16 protein-coding genes are annotated in these 17,553 nt (G+C 38.6%); 11 read left to right on the forward strand and 5 right to left on the reverse strand.

The genetic code is table 11. The features are described 5' to 3' along the window. Positions 1-316: 316 nt before the first annotated feature. The 3 genes from QZ738_RS01650 to hisS all read left to right on the forward strand — a co-directional run bounded on the left by QZ738_RS01650 (position 317) and on the right by hisS (position 4,437). Positions 317-1,927, forward strand: coding sequence for a sensor histidine kinase (locus QZ738_RS01650; RefSeq protein ID WP_293783577.1), 1,611 nt, complete (start codon positions 317-319; stop codon positions 1,925-1,927). A gap of 1 nt (position 1,928) precedes the next feature. Then, complete coding sequence (locus tag QZ738_RS01655; protein ID WP_293783580.1) at positions 1,929-2,672, forward strand: LytTR family DNA-binding domain-containing protein; 744 nt, start codon at positions 1,929-1,931, stop codon at positions 2,670-2,672. 373 nt (positions 2,673-3,045) lie between these two features. Further along, the gene (gene hisS / locus QZ738_RS01660) at positions 3,046-4,437 is read left to right on the forward strand and encodes a histidine--tRNA ligase (protein ID WP_293783583.1); all 1,392 of its coding nucleotides are present in this window, start codon (positions 3,046-3,048) and stop codon (positions 4,435-4,437) included. A gap of 108 nt (positions 4,438-4,545) precedes the next feature. Here hisS and QZ738_RS01665 read toward each other — a convergent pair whose 3' ends face one another. Further along, a complete protein-coding gene (locus QZ738_RS01665; protein ID WP_293783586.1) occupies positions 4,546-5,283 on the reverse strand; it encodes a class I SAM-dependent methyltransferase in 738 nt (245 codons plus the stop codon). Between the two features lie 182 nt (positions 5,284-5,465). On the opposite strand from QZ738_RS01665, the gene QZ738_RS01670 reads away from it, so the two are divergent. The 5 genes from QZ738_RS01670 to QZ738_RS01690 all read left to right on the forward strand — a co-directional run bounded on the left by QZ738_RS01670 (position 5,466) and on the right by QZ738_RS01690 (position 11,392). Further along, the gene (locus QZ738_RS01670) at positions 5,466-6,764 is read left to right on the forward strand and encodes an MFS transporter (protein ID WP_293783589.1); all 1,299 of its coding nucleotides are present in this window, start codon (positions 5,466-5,468) and stop codon (positions 6,762-6,764) included. Between the two features lie 256 nt (positions 6,765-7,020). Then, positions 7,021-8,301 (forward strand): replication-associated recombination protein A, encoded by a 1,281-nt coding sequence (locus QZ738_RS01675; protein WP_293783592.1) that lies wholly within the window; start codon positions 7,021-7,023, stop codon positions 8,299-8,301. Positions 8,302-8,367: 66 nt separating this feature from the next. Further along, complete coding sequence (locus tag QZ738_RS01680; RefSeq protein ID WP_293783595.1) at positions 8,368-9,840, forward strand: DUF5687 family protein; 1,473 nt, start codon at positions 8,368-8,370, stop codon at positions 9,838-9,840. Between the two features lie 2 nt (positions 9,841-9,842). Next, complete coding sequence (locus QZ738_RS01685) at positions 9,843-10,535, forward strand: ABC transporter ATP-binding protein (RefSeq protein WP_293783598.1); 693 nt, start codon at positions 9,843-9,845, stop codon at positions 10,533-10,535. A 179-nt stretch (positions 10,536-10,714) separates the two neighbouring features. Then, the gene (locus tag QZ738_RS01690) at positions 10,715-11,392 is read left to right on the forward strand and encodes an OmpA family protein (RefSeq protein WP_090983723.1); all 678 of its coding nucleotides are present in this window, start codon (positions 10,715-10,717) and stop codon (positions 11,390-11,392) included. A gap of 579 nt (positions 11,393-11,971) precedes the next feature. Here QZ738_RS01690 and QZ738_RS01695 read toward each other — a convergent pair. Next, positions 11,972-12,322: a hypothetical protein gene (locus QZ738_RS01695; RefSeq protein WP_293783603.1), complete on the reverse strand. Its 351-nt coding sequence runs from the start codon at positions 12,320-12,322 to the stop codon at positions 11,972-11,974. 104 nt (positions 12,323-12,426) lie between these two features. Here QZ738_RS01695 and QZ738_RS01700 point away from each other — a divergent pair, with 104 nt between their 5' ends. From QZ738_RS01700 to QZ738_RS01710, 3 genes are read left to right on the forward strand one after another with little or no spacing between them, the layout of a single operon-like run. Then, the gene (locus QZ738_RS01700; protein ID WP_293783606.1) at positions 12,427-13,464 is read left to right on the forward strand and encodes a Gfo/Idh/MocA family oxidoreductase; all 1,038 of its coding nucleotides are present in this window, start codon (positions 12,427-12,429) and stop codon (positions 13,462-13,464) included. 8 nt (positions 13,465-13,472) lie between these two features. After that, complete coding sequence (locus QZ738_RS01705) at positions 13,473-14,246, forward strand: zinc-dependent peptidase (RefSeq protein WP_293783609.1); 774 nt, start codon at positions 13,473-13,475, stop codon at positions 14,244-14,246. Between the two features lie 18 nt (positions 14,247-14,264). Further along, positions 14,265-15,155 carry a DUF6263 family protein gene (locus QZ738_RS01710; protein ID WP_293783612.1) on the forward strand — a complete coding sequence of 297 codons (891 nt, stop codon included), beginning with the start codon at positions 14,265-14,267 and terminating at the stop codon, positions 15,153-15,155. Between the two features lie 46 nt (positions 15,156-15,201). Here the strand turns inward: QZ738_RS01710 and QZ738_RS01715 are convergent, their stop codons facing one another. The 3 genes from QZ738_RS01715 to QZ738_RS01725 all read right to left on the reverse strand — a co-directional run bounded on the left by QZ738_RS01715 (position 15,202) and on the right by QZ738_RS01725 (position 17,541). Beyond that, positions 15,202-16,188: an alpha/beta fold hydrolase gene (locus tag QZ738_RS01715; protein WP_293783615.1), complete on the reverse strand. Its 987-nt coding sequence runs from the start codon at positions 16,186-16,188 to the stop codon at positions 15,202-15,204. Positions 16,189-16,313: 125 nt separating this feature from the next. After that, on the reverse strand, positions 16,314-17,162 hold the full coding sequence (locus QZ738_RS01720) for a DUF2807 domain-containing protein (protein WP_293783619.1): 849 nt from the start codon (positions 17,160-17,162) through the stop codon (positions 16,314-16,316). Next, positions 17,149-17,541 carry a GntR family transcriptional regulator gene (locus QZ738_RS01725; RefSeq protein ID WP_293783622.1) on the reverse strand — a complete coding sequence of 131 codons (393 nt, stop codon included), beginning with the start codon at positions 17,539-17,541 and terminating at the stop codon, positions 17,149-17,151. The genes QZ738_RS01720 and QZ738_RS01725 overlap by 14 nt, the downstream gene beginning before the upstream one ends. Between the last annotated feature and the right edge of the window lie 12 nt (positions 17,542-17,553).

The raw sequence follows: 17,553 nt of genomic DNA on the forward strand, positions 1-17,553 counted from the left end.
TCTTTTTGACATCAAAAAGAAAGAGCCCTTCGGCGGCGGCGAGCCGAGGCAAGGCTTAGCCCTGGGGCAAAAAAAGAAATGTATACGTCATTCATATTGATTTTTATCCAATAAATTATCCCTCAGACTGACAACCGTTAGTTAATTCCTTCTAAACTAATCTCTATTGGGTGTGCTTTACATATTATCAGCTGATTATCCTCCAAATATAAATCCTGTCCCAATCCTGTCGTTTACTAGCTTACCTAAATCACATCCTGTTTTAATGTTTCTTAAGTAGATTTTTTGCAAGATGTTTATAGAAAATTAAACTTTTATGAAAAAGATAGTTCTTTCCATTTTCTTATTCTTATTTGCGTTTTGGGCAAATGCTCAGAAAAGTAATAATAATGGCTTCGTAAGTTACGGTAATAGCAATTTTTATTCTGCTGGTGGGAGCGAACGTTTTGGTGTTTCTTTAACTGTGGATAGCTTCACCAAAACGGTCGATTATCATAACACCATTCAAAATCAACCACTCAGTAACTTAGTTTATTTGGAAGGAACAAAAGAAGTTAATCTTTTTGGTTATATCAATAAAGATAGTCTATCTTTTTACCGCTATAATATCGTTGAGAATGATAATCATCAAATCATTTCAGATGCAATCCCTTTGGTAAAAAATGTTGCCAAATTCTATCAAAGCGGAGCTAAAGTTGTGATAAACTTAGGAAAGTTTAATGTGCAAAATAAAAAACTAACCATTAACCTTTATAAAATTACCAATCGGAGTGAAATAGCAACAATCATTATCTATAATAAAAAAATTCAACCTGCGTATATATCGTTTATTGCCATGGATGTCCGTATCAAAGGTGTGAACGGGGTGGAAATGAAGAATAGAAAAGATGCTAATCAAATTAATGTGAACCAAAATACCCAAAATCTGATGATTGTGATTAAAAGCACAGATTTAGATTTTGTGTATACTGTTTATTTAAAAGATAAATTAACAGGTAAAATTTTATTCCGTTCTAACAATTGGCTTTACGGCTATATTACGCCAAGGGTACCTTATTTATTAATTGGAGCAGAATATTTTAATAAGTCAGGCGATTATGAATTGCTTATTATTCCTAAGCTTTCTCAAAGTTTTAATTCAAAATCTATTGAAAAAAGTACAACTCGTTATTCTTTTCATGTGAATAATACTCAAGACAAGTTTTTCTCCCAAAAACAGGTCATTATTTATGGTTTAACTTTATGTGCAATATGCGGGGTAATTTTTGGCACAGCGGTAGTCTTTATCAAAAAGAAAGAGGTCCAAAAGTTAGCCTTAAAACATCGTGATAAGGAAATCGCAAAACTCCGGTTAGAATCCGTTCGCTCACAGTTAAATCCACACTTTTTATTTAACGCACTTGCCGGCATCCAAAACCTGATGAATAAAAACGAAATTGATAATGCCAATCGTTACCTTACTAAATTTGGACGTTTAACCAGGAATGTTTTAGATCATAAAGACCTTATCAGCTTAACTTCTGAAAAAACACTATTAGATGATTACTTGCAGATGGAGCAGTTGCGTTTTGGCTTTCATTATAGTATTAGCGCTTCACCTGATCTGGATGCAGAGAATGTCGAAATTCCGGCGATGCTTTTGCAGCCCTTTGTTGAAAATGCAGTTAAATATGGTGTAGCTGAAAAGGGAAGTGCCGGTCAGATCAAAATTAATTTTATCAAAGTGGAATCTGATCTAATATTAAGCATAACCGACAATGGAGCTGGCTTTGATGCCGCAAAAAATTACAAAGGTTTGGGGTTGGCACTGAGCAAAAACCGGATATCTTTACTGAATTCAATTTATAAAGAAACACCATTTGTGCTCGATATTCAATCTGAAAGCAACGGCACAACTGTTAAAATTACGCTTACCCAATGGATATAAGATGCGGACAATTTTAGTAGACGACGAAGCGGGCAATCTGGAAAATTTAAAGATTTTGCTGGCCAAACATTGTCCAGAGATCAAAGTAGTGGGACACGCTACCACCATTGAGGATGCTTTTGCACAGGTTAACCTTCATCATCCCGATCTGCTTTTTCTGGATATCCAGATGGGTAAAACAACTGGGTTCGATTTATTAAGGCAACTTGAGGAGAAAACTTTTGAGGTGGTTTTTGTAACTGCTTATGACCATTACGGTATACAGGCGGTAAAATTTGCGGCTTTAGATTATCTGCTTAAGCCGGTTGACCCCGAAGAGCTGAAAGCTGCGGTAGAGAAAGCCAAAATTAGAATCAAAAACAAAATCGATGGTGAGCAACTTAATTTTTTGCTGAGCCAGATTAAAAAAAGTGAGTCTGCTATTCCGAAAATAGCACTGCCGCAACAACATGAAATCCGCTACGTGTCGGTTGAAGATATTGTGCGTTGCGTGGCAGATAATACCTATACTTTTTTCTTTTTGGCTAATGGCGACAAGGTTTTGATTTCGAAACCGCTGAAAGAGTATGCAGATATGCTCAAACCACAGGGTTTTGTGCGGGCGCACCAGAGTCATTTGGTAAACCCTAAATTTGTAAAAAGCTGGTTAAAAGAAGATGGCGGAACACTGTTAATGGATAATGGCGATAAAATCCCGGTTTCTAAACCGAATAGGGAAATGGTTAAAGAGGCGCTGGGGAAATAGTTTTTAAAATAATTGCATCATCGAGAGTAACCATCAGGTCTGTGGCCTGAAAAAAGGAATGACATCCTAATATACACTTTCCAACGTATTAGGTTTAATATTTTGCATCCTGCAAAACGCATTGAGCATCGGTTTCTAATTCATTAAATAATCCTTAAGATTTCAAACCATATAAGAAATATAAGCTTATATGGTGCTCAAATGTCTTATATGGTTAAAAAAACAACACTGAATATCAGTTTTCAAATAAACGTCATTAAAAGGCTCGAAGCAATCTTAAAACAACTGATTCGTGCTTAAGATTGCTTCGTCGTTCCGCCTCGCAATGACGAATCTTTGTTTTTAAACCCTACATTTTTGTACTTTTGCGGCTATGTCAGTTATTAAACCCTCATTAGCAAAAGGTACCCGCGATTTTACCCCGGTTGAAATGGTTAAACGCAACTTTATTTACGATACCATTAAAACGGTTTTCAGAAAATATGGTTATGCTGAAATCCAGACCCCAAGTTTTGAAAACCTTTCTACCTTAACCGGGAAGTATGGCGATGAAGGTGATAAGCTGATTTTTAAAATTTTGAATAGCGGGGAGTACCTTAAAGATCCAAAAAAAAAGGCGTTCGATTTTGCTGAAGAAGATAATAGCAACAAGCTGATTCCTTTAATCTCTGAAAAAGCACTCCGTTACGATTTAACTGTGCCTTTTGCCCGCTACGTGGTGATGCACCAGCACGAAATTACGTTGCCTTTTAAACGTTTTCAGGTACAGCCGGTTTGGCGTGCCGATCGTCCGCAAAAAGGAAGATACCGTGAATTTTACCAATGTGATGTAGATGTGGTAGGCTCAGAGAGTTTACTGAACGAAGCCGAGTTTATTTTGATCTATAATGAAGCTTTGAGCAAATTAGGCTTAAAAGATTTCAGCATCAAAATTAATAACCGGAAAATTTTATCGGGCATTGCTGAAATTATCGGTAAACCTGATCTGATTATCGACATGACGGTAGCCATTGATAAACTGGATAAAATCGGTTTAGATGGGGTAAGTAAAGAATTATTGGAGCGTGGTTTTACCGAACAGGATTTAGAAAAACTCCGTCCGGTAATCTTGTTAGAAGGTTTCAACGAGGAAAAAATAGCGAGCCTGAAAGAAGTTTTAGCCCAGTCTGAAACGGGTTTAAAAGGTGTTGCAGAAATTGAAGAGGTTTTTGACTATGTAGAAAGTCTGAATGCTTATGGTTTACCTTTAACGGCTAAATTGGAACTGGATATTACTCTAGCCCGTGGATTGAATTACTATACCGGCTGTATTTTCGAGGTTAAAACCAACGAAGTGGCCATGGGGAGCATTGGTGGCGGCGGTCGTTACGATGATTTGACCGGTATGTTCGGCTTAAAAGGCTTAACCGGTGTAGGTGTTTCTTTCGGTGCCGACCGCATTTATGATGTCCTGGAAGAACTAAATCTTTTCCCGGCGTCTGCAGAAGTGGGAACGAAAGTTTTGATCAGTAATTTCGATGCAGCAGCGGAGAAATATGCTTTGCCGATTGTTCAGCAGCTTAGAAATGCCGGGATTGCAGCAGAGTTATATCCAAGTTCGGCGAAACTAAAAAAACAAATGGCTTATGCTGATGCCAAGAACATTCCTTATGTAATTTTAATTGGTGGCGACGAAATGGCCAGTGGCGAACTGACATTAAAAGATATGCAGAGCGGCGAACAAAAAAGACTGACCGTTTTGGGTATTCTGGAATCGTTGAAATAGAAGTTATTAACCACAGAGATCACTAAGTTTTCATAGCGTAAACGGAGCAACTTCAGTTGCTTAAAATTTATTCGGTGTGCTCCGTGCCTTTAAGCTGTTGGCTCTGTGTTAAACCGATCTGCCAACCCGTAATAAAACCGGGAAATGAACATCCTTTTCTGCGTCATCACCCCAGGCTTCCTTTAGTTCGGTAAGCATGTATTCCAATGGGTTGCGTTCGTTGGCTTTTTTATAATGTTGTAATGCAGACCAGGTATTCAGGTAGCCGATTAACTGTTCAAAATTCCAGGTGGCTTTGATCCGGAAATGTGGCGCAATAATTTCTTCAAAAGGAAAAGGAATGGTTTGGTAACCTTCTTCAATATAATGGCGTTCACTATCCCAGTATTTGCCCAGAATATCTTCGTAAAGTTTATGTACAGCTTTATCTACCTTTTTGTCGATAACCATTAAGCCATAACCAATTACTGCGAAAAGTCCGTCAGGTTTTAATGTCCTTTTTACTTCAATATAAAATGCCTCGAAATTGAACCAATGGATGGCTTGCGCTACCGTAATTAAATCGAAACTGGCATCCCTAACTGATGTTTGTTCTGCCGGTTCCACTTTGTAAGTGATGTTGGGCAATTGTAAAGCATTTTTTAACTGATTTTCGCTAATATCTGTAGCATAAACCGCATTAAAGTACCGCGCCAATACCCGAGCAACCTGGCCATTCCCCGTGGCACAATCCCACGCCCTTTCCTTATTTTTTACCAGGTCGAACAGATAATCGTACAATTCCTGTGGATAAGTGGGTCGGTAGATGGCATAATCGGCAGATTGGGCAGAAAAGTTATCTTTCATGGTAATAATTGGTTTTTAAAAAAAGGATTGAATGGTATTGCATCGTAAATAACCTACCTCTTTCTTGATAAAATTATTATATTGTTGATAAACAATCCGTGATGATTTAAGTTTCACTTTTGGCATTCAATCACTCGCTGATTCAACCATTCGGGATTCACTTATTTAATAATTCTATATCTATGGAAAAAACAGTACAGCAAACTGATGTTAAAGAGGTAGAATACCGGTTAAAATCTATATTTGGAGGTTCGGTCGGGAATCTGGTTGAATGGTACGATTGGTACACCTATTCTGCTTTTGCATTGTATTTTTCTCCTGCCTTTTTTCCAAACAGTAATCCAACCGCGCAGTTATTGAACACTGCCGGAATTTTTGCCGTGGGATTTTTAATGCGTCCCATCGGTGGCTGGTTGTTTGGCAGTATTGCAGATAAACTGGGCAGAAAACGTTCCATGACAATATCTGTGCTGATTATGGCGATAGGGTCTTTAATCATCGGCTTAACCCCAGGTTACAAAAGGATTGGCATAGCTGCCCCACTATTGCTTGTTTTTGCCAGATTAATTCAGGGCTTAAGTACCGGTGGTGAATATGGAACCTCTGCTACCTACCTTAGCGAAATGGCCACCAAAAAATACCGTGGATTTTATTCCAGTTTTCAATATGTAACCTTAATCGGTGGGCAGCTGCTGGCTTTAGGGATTCAGTTGATTTTGCAGAACTGGTTGCTTAGCCCTGCAGAGCTTCATGCCTGGGGCTGGAGGGTTCCCTTTTTTATAGGAGCGGTTCTCTCTTTTATCGCTTTGTATCTGCGTAGACATATTGATGAAACAGCAGCCTTTAAAATTAAAAATAAGGAAGATAAAAAAGGTGGCATTACCATACTATTAAAGTATCCGAAAGAGATTTTTACCGTAGTGGGCTTAACATTGGGTGGAACCATCGCTTTTTATACCTTTAGTACTTATATGCAAAAGTTTCTGGTGAACACGGTTCACCTAAGTAAAGAAACTTCTACCACATTATCATTTGTGTCGTTATTGGTTTTTGCCATTATGCAGCCTTTATTTGGCTTGCTGTCCGACAAAATAGGTAGAAAGCCACTGTTAATTGGGTTTGGGATATTAGGTACTTTATGCACCTATCCGATTTTAACAGGCTTAGCCGGCGAAACCAATACGACCATTATCTTTTTATTGATGATTGGTGCATTAATCATCGTGAGTGGTTATACGAGTATTAATGCGGTGGTGAAAGCTGAACTGTTCCCTGCCGAAATCAGGGCTTTGGGTGTGGGTTTACCATATGCTTTAACCGTTGCTATTTTCGGTGGAACGGCAGAATATTTTGCGCTCTGGTTTAAAAATATTGGTCATGAAAGTTATTTTTATTGGTATGTAACCGGATGTATCTTGATTTCGCTGGTTTTATACACCACCATGAAAGATACCAAACACCATTCGAAGATCGAAGATTAGACGTTTTTGGCTGTCATTCCCAAATGGACTTTGTTTGTAATGAGGATTATTGAGATCTGCATTGATAATGCAGATAAATAAAAAAAGGCAGCGATAAAATCGCTACTCTCTTTCATCCGCGTTACAAACGCAGACGATAAAAATAACCGATAATTCCCCCTTGTTAGTCTGTGCATCCGTAACAAACTTATGCTGGTTCTATTTGGTTAGTAAATTATCGACCGACAAAATATTCAATTTTTATATATTTACCAGTATGCAAAACCTACCTCCTTTAGCTGAACGTATGCGCCCTAAAAACCTAGATGAATATGTTGGTCAGCAGCATTTGGTAGGAGAGGGAGCGGTATTGCGCAAAGCCATTGAAAGTGGTCAGCTGCCATCCATGATTTTCTGGGGTCCTCCGGGAGTTGGTAAAACTACGTTGGCCTATATTATTTCGCAGGCGTTAGACCGGCCTTTTTTTAATTTGAGTGCCATTAACAGCGGCGTAAAAGATATACGCGAGGTGATTGACCGGGCTGCACAGTTAAAAGATAGCTTTTTGGGTTTGCCTATTTTGTTTATTGATGAAATTCATCGTTTCAGCAAGTCGCAGCAAGATAGTTTACTGGGGGCAGTTGAACGTGGTTTGGTTACTTTGATTGGTGCGACGACAGAAAATCCATCTTTTGAGGTGATTTCCGCTTTGCTTTCCCGTTGCCAGGTTTACATTTTAAAATCGCTTACCGAAGAAGAATTGGTAGGCTTATTGCAAACCGCGATTAAAAAAGATGCTGTTCTGGTAGAAAAGAAAATTTCGATCAAAGAACACGAGGCTTTAATCCGTTTATCTGGTGGTGATGCAAGGAAATTGTTGAACGTGCTCGAAATAGCCATTAATGGTATTGGTGGCAGTAAAATCGTGCTGACCAATGAAAATGTACTGGCGCATGCCCAGCAGAACCTTGCGCTTTACGATAAGGCGGGAGAACAACATTACGATATCATTTCGGCATTCATTAAATCCATACGTGGTAGCGACCCCAATGCAGCGGTTTATTGGTTGGCCAGGATGATTGAGGGTGGAGAAGATCCACTATTCATTGCCCGCAGGTTATTGATTTTATCTTCAGAAGATATCGGCAATGCCAATCCGAATGCACTGTTACTGGCCAATAACTGTTTCGCGGCGGTAAATGTAATTGGTTATCCGGAGGCGCGGATTATTTTATCACAGTGTGTAACTTATCTGGCCAGTTCGCCAAAAAGTAATGCATCATATGAAGCCATTAACAAGGCACAGGCTTTGGTTAAGCAAACCGGTAATTTACCTGTGCCGCTGCATATCCGAAATGCACCCACCAAACTGATGAAAAACATCGGATATGGAAAAGATTACCAATATTCGCATGGATATGAAGGTAATTTTTCACCTCAGGAATACTTTCCGGAAGAATTGAGTGGTACAAAACTCTACGATCCCGGTAAAAACCCCGCAGAAGAGAAACTGCGCGAAAAGCTTAGGCAGAACTGGAAAGACAAATACAAATATTAGTGTAACATTTTTTTCCAAATGCATACTAATAGTATATCGATTAAAAATCAAACACCTAAACTAAATATGCTGAGTATTTTTTTAAGCCATCAAAGAAAATCTTTCTGGCGTTCGCGAAACCGGGGCAGTAGCATTGCCGGCCAGATTGTTTTGGGTTTTTTCATGCTTTACTTTTTTGCCATTGCTGTTGGCATCGGTTTTGGAATGTCGCATTTTCTGCCACAAATTTTCCCTAACAAAGATGTAATCTCCAGTTTCAATGGCATTATCCTTTATTATTTTGCGTTTGATTTTATTATGCGTTTACAGTTTCAGGAACTGCCTACACTGAGTATCATTCCCTATCTGCATTTAAGGATTTCGAGAAGCAAAATCATCAGTTTTTTAAACGTTAAAGCACTATTCTCTGCCTTTAACCTTTGGCCGTTTTTTATTTTTCTGCCTTTCTGCTTTACTAAAATTGCGCCAGTTTTCGGTGCTGTTACCACCATCATGTACATCGTTTCTATACTTTCGATGAAGGTTTTTAACAATTATCTGGTGTTGTACATTAAGCGAAAATCCATTACCAATACCCTTTATACCTTTTTCGGATTGGTCATCTTTGCAACTTTTGCGGCATTGGAATATTATAAAGTTATTTCAATTATGGCCGCTTCTGATTTCGTATTCAGGGCCATTTCCGCACAACCTGCCTATGGCTTTGTTTTTACACTCGCAGCTATTGCTATATTTTATCTCAATTCCGGTTTCTTGCGTAAAAACTTATACGTAGAAGAACTGAGCACTAAGCAGGAGAAAAAAGGCAGCACTGATTATGCTTTTCTTAACCGCTTTGGAAAAGTTGGCGAACTGGCCGCTTTAGAGCTAAAATTAATCCTCCGCCATAAACGCCCACGCTCAGCGGTAATTATGGGCTTCTTTTTCCTTTTTTATGGGTTTATTTTTTATAAGGAAAAAGCGATTAATAGCGATGCCTTTGGACAAATGATGTTTGGCGCCATATTTATGACAGGTATTTCGATCATTATTTATGGACAGTTTATGTTTGCCTGGCAAAGTGCCCATTTTGATGGCATATTGGCCAATAAAATCAATTTTAAAGATTATATAAAAGCCAAGTTTTTGCTCTTTACTATTGGTTGTACCATTATTACCGTATTGGCAAGTTTCTATGGGTTTTTAAGTTCAAAATTATTGCTGCTGCACCTGGCGGCTTATTTCTATAACATCGGGTTTGGAACTGTGGTGGTACTTTACCTGGCTACTTTAAATTATAAGAGATTGGACATTACCAAAGCCGCAAGCTTTAATTACCAGGGAACGGGTGCTACCCAATGGCTTTTAATGTTTCCTTATGCACTTACTCCCATTATCATGTATGTGCCATTTGGCATATTAAATAAACCGTACTGGGGTTTGGCAGTAGTGGGTGTATTCGGTTTAGCCATGCTTTTGCTAAGAGGTTTTTGGGTAAACTACATTGCAAAACGACTTGAAAAACAACGATATAAAATAGCCGAAGGCTTTAGAGAATAATTATGATTTTAGAAGTTAGGAAATTACAAAAAGTTTATGGCGATAAAACCGTTGTAAACATAGCAGATCTGCAGATTGCTGCTGGTGAAACCGTTGGTTTAGTAGGAAATAACGGTGCAGGTAAAACGACTTTCTTTAGGATGCTTTTAGATCTGATCCGCCCAACGTCAGGTGAGGTGCTATCGAAAGGTGAAAACGTGATGCAAAACGATAACTGGAAGAATTATACCGCATCTTTTTTGGATGAGGGTTTCCTGATCGATTATTTAACACCTGAAGAGTATTTTATCTTTATCGGTAGTTTACACAATTTAAGTGTTGCCGATGTTTCCGCCTACCTTAACCAGTATGGTGAGTTTTTTAATGGCGAAATCCTGAACAGTGGGAAATATATACGTGATTTTAGTAAGGGAAATCAGGTAAAGGTCGGTATTGCGGCCGCTTTAATGCAGAAGCCCGAAATATTGATTTTGGATGAACCTTTTGCCAACCTTGATCCAACCACGCAGATCCGTTTGAAGAACTTGTTAAAGGCACAGGCAGGCAACATGACGACTTTTATCTCCAGTCACGATTTAAACCATGTTACCGATGTTTGTAACCGGATCGTGCTGGTAGAAAAGGGGCAAGTGATCAAAGATTTCAAAACAGACGAAAATACCTTAAAGGAGCTGGAGAGTTATTTTTCTGCTTAGTTTTTGTACTAAGATTGATACAATTTATGCAAAGAGTCCTGATTGATCGGGACTCTTTTTTTGTAAAAACAATTCCGGTTTATTGGGGATTGTGATAAAAATAGAGCGAAAACATAGCACTCTTGCTTTTTGGCATTGTGTTTGAATATATTGCTTGGTAATTATAAATCTAGCATATCATGAGTATTTCAAAAGTAAGAATAGCAACATTAAGTATAGGATTGGCTGTAGGATCAATGGCATTCCAAAGTTGTGATAGTTTAACAAAAACACAAAAAGGTGCCGGTATTGGCGCAGCAGCTGGTGGTGTGGTTGGTGCATTAATTGGTAAAAAAGCAGGTAATACTGCAGTTGGTGCTTTAATTGGTGGTGCTATAGGCGGTACAGCCGGAGCTTTTATCGGCCGTAGAATGGACAGACAGGCTGCTGAAATTCAAAAAGCTATTCCTAATGCTGAGGTAATCCGTGAAGGTGAAGGTATCATTGTAAAATTTGATAGTGGTATTTTATTCGATTTTGATAAAACTGCTTTAAAAGATGCCGCTAAAACCAACATTCAGAGTTTAGCTTCTTCGTTAAACCAATATCCTGATACCGATATCAAAATTATTGGCCATACCGATAGTCGTGGTACCGAACAATATAATATGGGCCTTTCAGAAAGAAGAGCGGCTGCGGTTAAAGCTTATGCCGTTTCTCAAGGCGTTCCATCTTCAAGATTAGTGACTATTGGTAAAGGTTTTTCTGAGCCAATTGCAGATAATAGCACTGACGCAGGCCGCGCGGCTAACCGTCGTGTGGAAATCGTAATTGTTGCAAATGATGCCTTAAAATCTACCGCACAAAAACAAGGTTAATACCAGTATTCCCTCTACCTATGAGGTCAATATATATTCAACCCGGTGCACACGCACTGGGGTTTTTTGTGGTGTCTGATGTTACCATCTGACACTGGATAATACTTTTCTTTGGTTTTTGGAAAGCAGGTTCCTGTGTTTATAGGTTGCGGTAATCCCGCCATCCGCTTTACCTTCCCTACGGTCGGTGCCCGCTACTGTCGTGTTTAGATAACGAGGGTTGTGCACGGAAGTTAAACTACCCTGCAACCCTAATATTTGTCCGGACGGAGTGTTCTTAAACGGGATCCGATTGCTATCGGATGAAGCAGCATCCTCCGATCTGATTTTTCATCAGCATCGGAGATCTAGCAAAAAGCCCGGCTGACATTAAAAAAAGTAGATAGCCTTGCTTTCCAAACCCTATAAATAAAAAATAGATTTGTGTCGGATGGGCACACATCCTCCACCACGATGCATGCTGTGCGGTCTGGCGTTACCTTTCGGTTGAGTAAAATAGTGTCAGATAGCAATATCTGTCACCACGGAGAATAAAAATAGATTTGTGTCGTATTGGCGCACATCCAACACCACTATAAATTAATCTGAAGAGTAGATATCCTCAAAATAACTCACGATCAATGATTTCATCAACATTTCCTGCTCCAGCATGGTGTAGGGTGGAATGGCTTTGACCAATTTCCAGTGGGGCCAGCCATCCTGATCTAAACCTTCCAGTTCGTAAAATCCCATTTCGCTCAATAAACGGCAAGTGGCGATGTGCATCAACTCTTCTTTCTGGCGCTTACTATATTTCTTCGGGCCTTTCCCCAGTTCCTGAACGCCGATGAGGAAAAGCATGACCTTTAAATCAGGAAAATCTGATTCAAATTCGGTTGAAATCCTTTCCTGTAAAACTTTCCACTTTGCATTAATCTCTGACGGCTTCATAAACGCAAAGATAGTGCAAAAACGTGTAAGCCTTAAGTAAAACGTTCAGGCTTTTAACACCCGGGCTTGAATGGTAACGGTATTTTTGGTTACATTTATAACCTATGGATACCAATAGCAACAAAATAATTAATGCAGGTTTATTAGCTTATGGCATGTCGGGGAAAGTTTTTCATGCTCCTTTTTTGCAGGCGCATAGCGGATTCAATTTAAAGGCTGTAGTAGAGCGCAACCAAAAAAAAGCAGTAAACGATTATCCTGATATTACCAGCTACAATAGTGTTGATGAACTATTGAATGATGAGGAAATAGATCTGGTCGTAATTAACACGCCTAACAATCTCCATTATGAGCATGCAAAAGCAGCTTTAAATAAGCACAAACATATTTTGGTGGAGAAACCTTTTACTGCAACAACTGCACAGGCGAAAGAACTTTTCGAATTGGCCGATAACGTAGGCAAACAGATTTTCTTTTACCAGAACCGGCGCTGGGACAGTGATTTTACATCTGTACGCAGGGTAATTGACAGTGGTAAATTAGGTAAACTGGTTGAAGTTCATTTGCGTTACGATCGGTACCGCAATGTGATTGGGCCAAAGGTGTTTAAAGAAACCCCGGTAGAGGCCAGTGGACTGTTGTACGATTTGGGGCCACATCTTCTGGATCAGGTCATCAGCCTGTTTGGAAAGCCTTTAAATTACCATAAAATTTTGGGTAAAAACAGGGAAGGTACTTTGGTAGATGATTACTTTTCAATTCAACTGACTTACCCGGATAGTCTGCATGTTTTTGTTACATCGAGTATGCTGGTGGTAAACCCGCAGCCTGGGTTTGTTTTACACGGCGTAACAGGCAGCTTTATTAAACAAAGAACGGATATTCAGGAAGAACAGCTTTTGGCAGGTATGAAATTAACTGATCCTGGTTATGGCATTGAGCCTGCAAATAAAGATGGTTTGTTAACGACCATTGATGCTGATGGAAAAAAAACGGAGGAGAAAATTCCTTCGGAAACTGGAAGTTATCTGCCGCTTTTCGAAGCTGTTTATCAGGCGATAACCAACCATAAAACTTATCCGGTAACACGGGAAGACGTTTTAATGCAAATTGAAATTATAGAAAGCCCGGTAACAACCTAACCCTGATCATGAATTCTCTACCTTTTATATACCTTATTCCAATTTTTCTGATCGCCCTGTATTTAATCCTGAAGAAAAAGAAAGTAGCAGTAACGCCTTTAACCGATGTAGACAAGAAAATACTTGACGATTATGTAAATTATTACCATAATCTCGATTCGACAGATAAATTGAGGTTTGAAGAAAAGGTAGCCACATTTTTCAGTACGGTAAAAATCGAACCGGTTGGTTTGGAGATGACCACCCTGGATGAGTTGTTGATTGCTTCAAGTGCAGTGATCCCCATTTTTGGTTTCGAAAATTGGGAATACAAAAACCTGACCAGTGTTTTATTATATCCGGATACTTTCAATAAGGATTTTCAGTTTGATAGTGGCGAAAGAAATATTATGGGCATGGTGGGTACAGGTTACATGAACGGACAGATGATTTTATCGCGTTCGGCACTGCGCCATGGTTTTTCTAAAAGTGCAGGCAAAGAAAATACTGCCATACATGAGTTTGTACATCTTTTAGATAAATCTGATGGGGCTACAGATGGTGTTCCCGAAAATTTATTGGCACACGAATATACTTTACCATGGATTAAAATGATGCATGAGGAAATGGAAAAAATTGAGGATAACAAATCGGATATTAACCCTTATGCCATCACCAATCAGGCCGAATTTTTTGCTGTAGTATCTGAATATTTCTTTGAGAAACCTGAGCAGTTAAAAGATAAACATCCCGAATTGTATTTTCAGTTAAGTCGCATTTTTGCCCAGCAACCTGCCGGATAGGTTGATCAGTAACGAAAAATGAAAATAATAATCACATTACTTTGGAGTTTGGCATCATTCGGTGTATGGGCACAAAAAACTTATCTGCTTAAGCAAAATTACCCTACAGGGAATAAGTATGATTTTTCGTTTGTATCTGACCAGATCATCAATCAGAAAATGGCTGGAAAAAACATTAATTCCACACAAACCATCGGCACAGATTACATTTTTGATATTACCGAAGGGCATAATGGCGATAAGGATCTAAAGATAACCTACAATAGGTTATTTATAAAGTCGAAAGCCATGGGAAATGCCATGACATTGAGTTCTGATGATCAGGATAGTACAAAAAAGAATCCTTTGAGCGGTTTGAAAGGTGCGTCATTTTATATGACGATAAGCCCAGGCGGTACGATAAAAACTGTTGCTGGCATCGATCAGATGTTAGATAAAATGGCTGCGAGGATGAGTAAAGATTCCAGCCAGGTTAAGCAGATCAAAAATGCGCTGAGTAAACAGTTTAGCACTGAAATTGTGAAGCAAACCATGGAATCGTCATTTAAAATTTACCCGGAGAGGGCGGTTAAAATAGGCGATAGCTGGACTATTGATACCAAAATGCAAATGAGTATGCCGATTGAAACGATTACGCAATACACTTTGAAAGAAGTAAAAGATGGCATAGCTATATTGAGCGTAAAAGGCACATTAATTTCAAAAGGGAATTTTGAAGCAATGGGGAATAAAATGGAAGCAGATTTACAGGGGACCAATTCCGGAGAGACCTCTATTGATATCAGGACTGGTATTGTACTGAATAGTCACCTGCGTGTAGAGTTGTACGGAAAAATGAAATCGATGGGGCAGGATATCGATTTCGAAATGCAAGGTATTAATAAAATTACAGGGAAAGAGATTAATTGATTTATTATACCTCACAGGTTTCAAAAACCTTCGAGGTATTTAAAAACTATAAACTACCCGTTAGCGCCACCAAAAACTCAGTAGGAATTTCGATATGAGGGATATGCCCACAGGCATCAAACTCAATAATTTTAGCGCCGATAATTTTGGCCGCGGTTTGCTTTCCTAACAATTTATATTGCCCGTGTAAAGCCTGTTGATCTGGTGTAAGCAATGCCTTGCCGACAATGGTTTTGTCTTCCTTACCGATGAATAAAACAGTGGGTACCTTTAAATTCTGAAATTCGTATACCACAGGTTGCTCATAAATCATCGTGTATGTTAACGCGGCAACTTTAGCCCAGCGTGGGTAATCTGAACTATTAGTTACGCCACCTGCAATGTCTACCAAATATTCATATTCGGGCTTCCAATAAGTAAAATAAGAACGCTGATAATATTTTCGTATGCTTTCTGGCGTGGTTTTAAGTTCCGTTTGGTACTGCTGTGCTGTAGTAATATATGGGATAAACGTTTTATAATCCTCTAATCCGATTGGGTTTTCAAGTAAAAGTTTTTCTGTTTTTTCGGGAAACATCAATGCAAAACGGGTGGCCAGCATACCGCCCATGCTATGGCCTAAAACTACTGTTTTTTGAACGCCCAGTGTATCTAAAAGCTTTTTGTTCCAGGTAGCCATTTGATGGAAACTGTAATGGATAAATGCTTTTGACGATTTACCGAAGCCAATCTGATCAGGAACAATTACCCGGTAACCGATATTGCTGAGGGCTTTGATGACATTGGTCCAATAGTAGCCGCCAAAGTTTTTTCCATGAAACAGGATCGCTGTTTTGCCATTGGCATTAGAAGTGGGGGCAACATCCATATAGGCCATTTTAATATCCTGTCCTTCGGTATTGATGGGGAAATACTTAACCGGATAAGGATATTTAACATTATCTAGTGTGATGGATAATGTATCTGTTTTTTGTGCTTTGAGCTGGCCAAAAACGAATAAAAAGATAGCAAATAAAAGGAAAAACTTTTTCACAGGTCCGGTATTGATCTAAAATTAAACTAATTGGCCCAAGTTAAACTTTTGCCAATTAGTTAGCTTAAAAATCATGCCTTTTTTACATGACTCGTGAATAGATGTTAACCTTTATGCGTTTCGAATTAATTTTTTAGCATCTGTTTTAAATATTTTACAGGCATCTGCACTTTGGTTTCATCGGCAAGGTTTCCGGAAATGTTATTTATTATGATGTTTTCTATGGAAAGAGCTGTGTGATCAGATGTATTGATTTTCAGATTATCGATTCTGTATTTTTCAGGCAATTTTTCATCCCCTGTTATTTCGATTTTTGATTCTCCTTTAGCATTAATTGCTAACCAATTGTAATTGACTTCGCCAGTTCTAAATTCACTTTCATTTATATTTGATTCTATTTTATTAATAGAATTGCTGCCCGGTATAATATCTTGAACATGGTCGGCATTAATTGTTAGTACTTTCAATCTGGCCGTAGATTCAAAACTTAAGTGGCTCATATCTTTTGCCTCTATAATCAATGAATCTGCATTAATATCAACGTAGAGGGCGCCCGCTTTTGCTATGCTGATTTTGGAAATGTTGTTGCCATAAATAAAAATTGTTGGTGAGTAGGGTAGTTTTTGATCACCGTTTTTCATTGTAATTTGCAATGTACCATTCTTGTCTACTGCAAAACCAAAATTATCTGCAATGTCTGTTGAAATTTTTATTCCGCTTTTTTCGTCTTTAATTATTTTAATGTTTAAATAAGCGTCATTCGCATTGGCAATATTTATTGCTGAGAATGTGCTTGTTTCTAAACTTTTAGCTTCTGGCGATTTTTTATCAAAACTGTTATAGCCGTCAACATAGTCCTTTTGGGAGCTATTTTGGTCTTGGTAATTCAATTTGACATTTACAGCCACAACAAATATTGGGATAATAATCAGCAGCGCTGCAAGTGCGATGAGTAGTTTATTACTTGTTTTCATGATTTTTAGCGTTAAAGTTTTCTTTTACAAATGTTTTGTATTGGTTTTCAAGTTCATCAAAACCGATGTTCAGCAAGTAAATATTCCTGAACAAGACGGGTAGCTCATCTGCCATGAACTGTTGCTTTCGGTAGTTTTTAACATGTTCAGTTGCAGCTTCATCTACGAAAAAACCTATTCCCCTCCTATTGTTAATGATGTTTTTACTTTGTAACAACTCGTAGGTACGCATGACAGTATTGGGGTTTACTTCCATTTCTATAGCCAGTTCCCTTACCGAGGGAACTTTATCGTCGGCTTTCCATTTTCCTAACAGAATATGCTCACACACATACTCTGCGATTTGAAGGTATATTGCCTTGTTATCTCTAAATTCCATATCTATACCTTT

The organism is uncultured Pedobacter sp. (genome assembly GCF_913776295.1).
Lineage (GTDB): Bacteria > Bacteroidota > Bacteroidia > Sphingobacteriales > Sphingobacteriaceae > Pedobacter.

Coding starts and splice junctions, on each gene's coding strand:
- QZ738_RS01650 (WP_293783577.1), top strand. CDS start 317: ATGAAAAAGATAGTTCTTTCCATTTTCTTATTCTTATTTGCGTTTTGG.
- QZ738_RS01655 (WP_293783580.1), top strand. CDS start 1,929: ATGCGGACAATTTTAGTAGACGACGAAGCGGGCAATCTGGAAAATTTA.
- hisS (WP_293783583.1), top strand. CDS start 3,046: ATGTCAGTTATTAAACCCTCATTAGCAAAAGGTACCCGCGATTTTACC.
- QZ738_RS01665 (WP_293783586.1), bottom strand. CDS start 5,283: ATGAAAGATAACTTTTCTGCCCAATCTGCCGATTATGCCATCTACCGA.
- QZ738_RS01670 (WP_293783589.1), top strand. CDS start 5,466: ATGGAAAAAACAGTACAGCAAACTGATGTTAAAGAGGTAGAATACCGG.
- QZ738_RS01675 (WP_293783592.1), top strand. CDS start 7,021: ATGCAAAACCTACCTCCTTTAGCTGAACGTATGCGCCCTAAAAACCTA.
- QZ738_RS01680 (WP_293783595.1), top strand. CDS start 8,368: ATGCTGAGTATTTTTTTAAGCCATCAAAGAAAATCTTTCTGGCGTTCG.
- QZ738_RS01685 (WP_293783598.1), top strand. CDS start 9,843: ATGATTTTAGAAGTTAGGAAATTACAAAAAGTTTATGGCGATAAAACC.
- QZ738_RS01690 (WP_090983723.1), top strand. CDS start 10,715: ATGAGTATTTCAAAAGTAAGAATAGCAACATTAAGTATAGGATTGGCT.
- QZ738_RS01695 (WP_293783603.1), bottom strand. CDS start 12,322: ATGAAGCCGTCAGAGATTAATGCAAAGTGGAAAGTTTTACAGGAAAGG.
- QZ738_RS01700 (WP_293783606.1), top strand. CDS start 12,427: ATGGATACCAATAGCAACAAAATAATTAATGCAGGTTTATTAGCTTAT.
- QZ738_RS01705 (WP_293783609.1), top strand. CDS start 13,473: ATGAATTCTCTACCTTTTATATACCTTATTCCAATTTTTCTGATCGCC.
- QZ738_RS01710 (WP_293783612.1), top strand. CDS start 14,265: ATGAAAATAATAATCACATTACTTTGGAGTTTGGCATCATTCGGTGTA.
- QZ738_RS01720 (WP_293783619.1), bottom strand. CDS start 17,162: ATGAAAACAAGTAATAAACTACTCATCGCACTTGCAGCGCTGCTGATT.
- QZ738_RS01725 (WP_293783622.1), bottom strand. CDS start 17,541: ATGGAATTTAGAGATAACAAGGCAATATACCTTCAAATCGCAGAGTAT.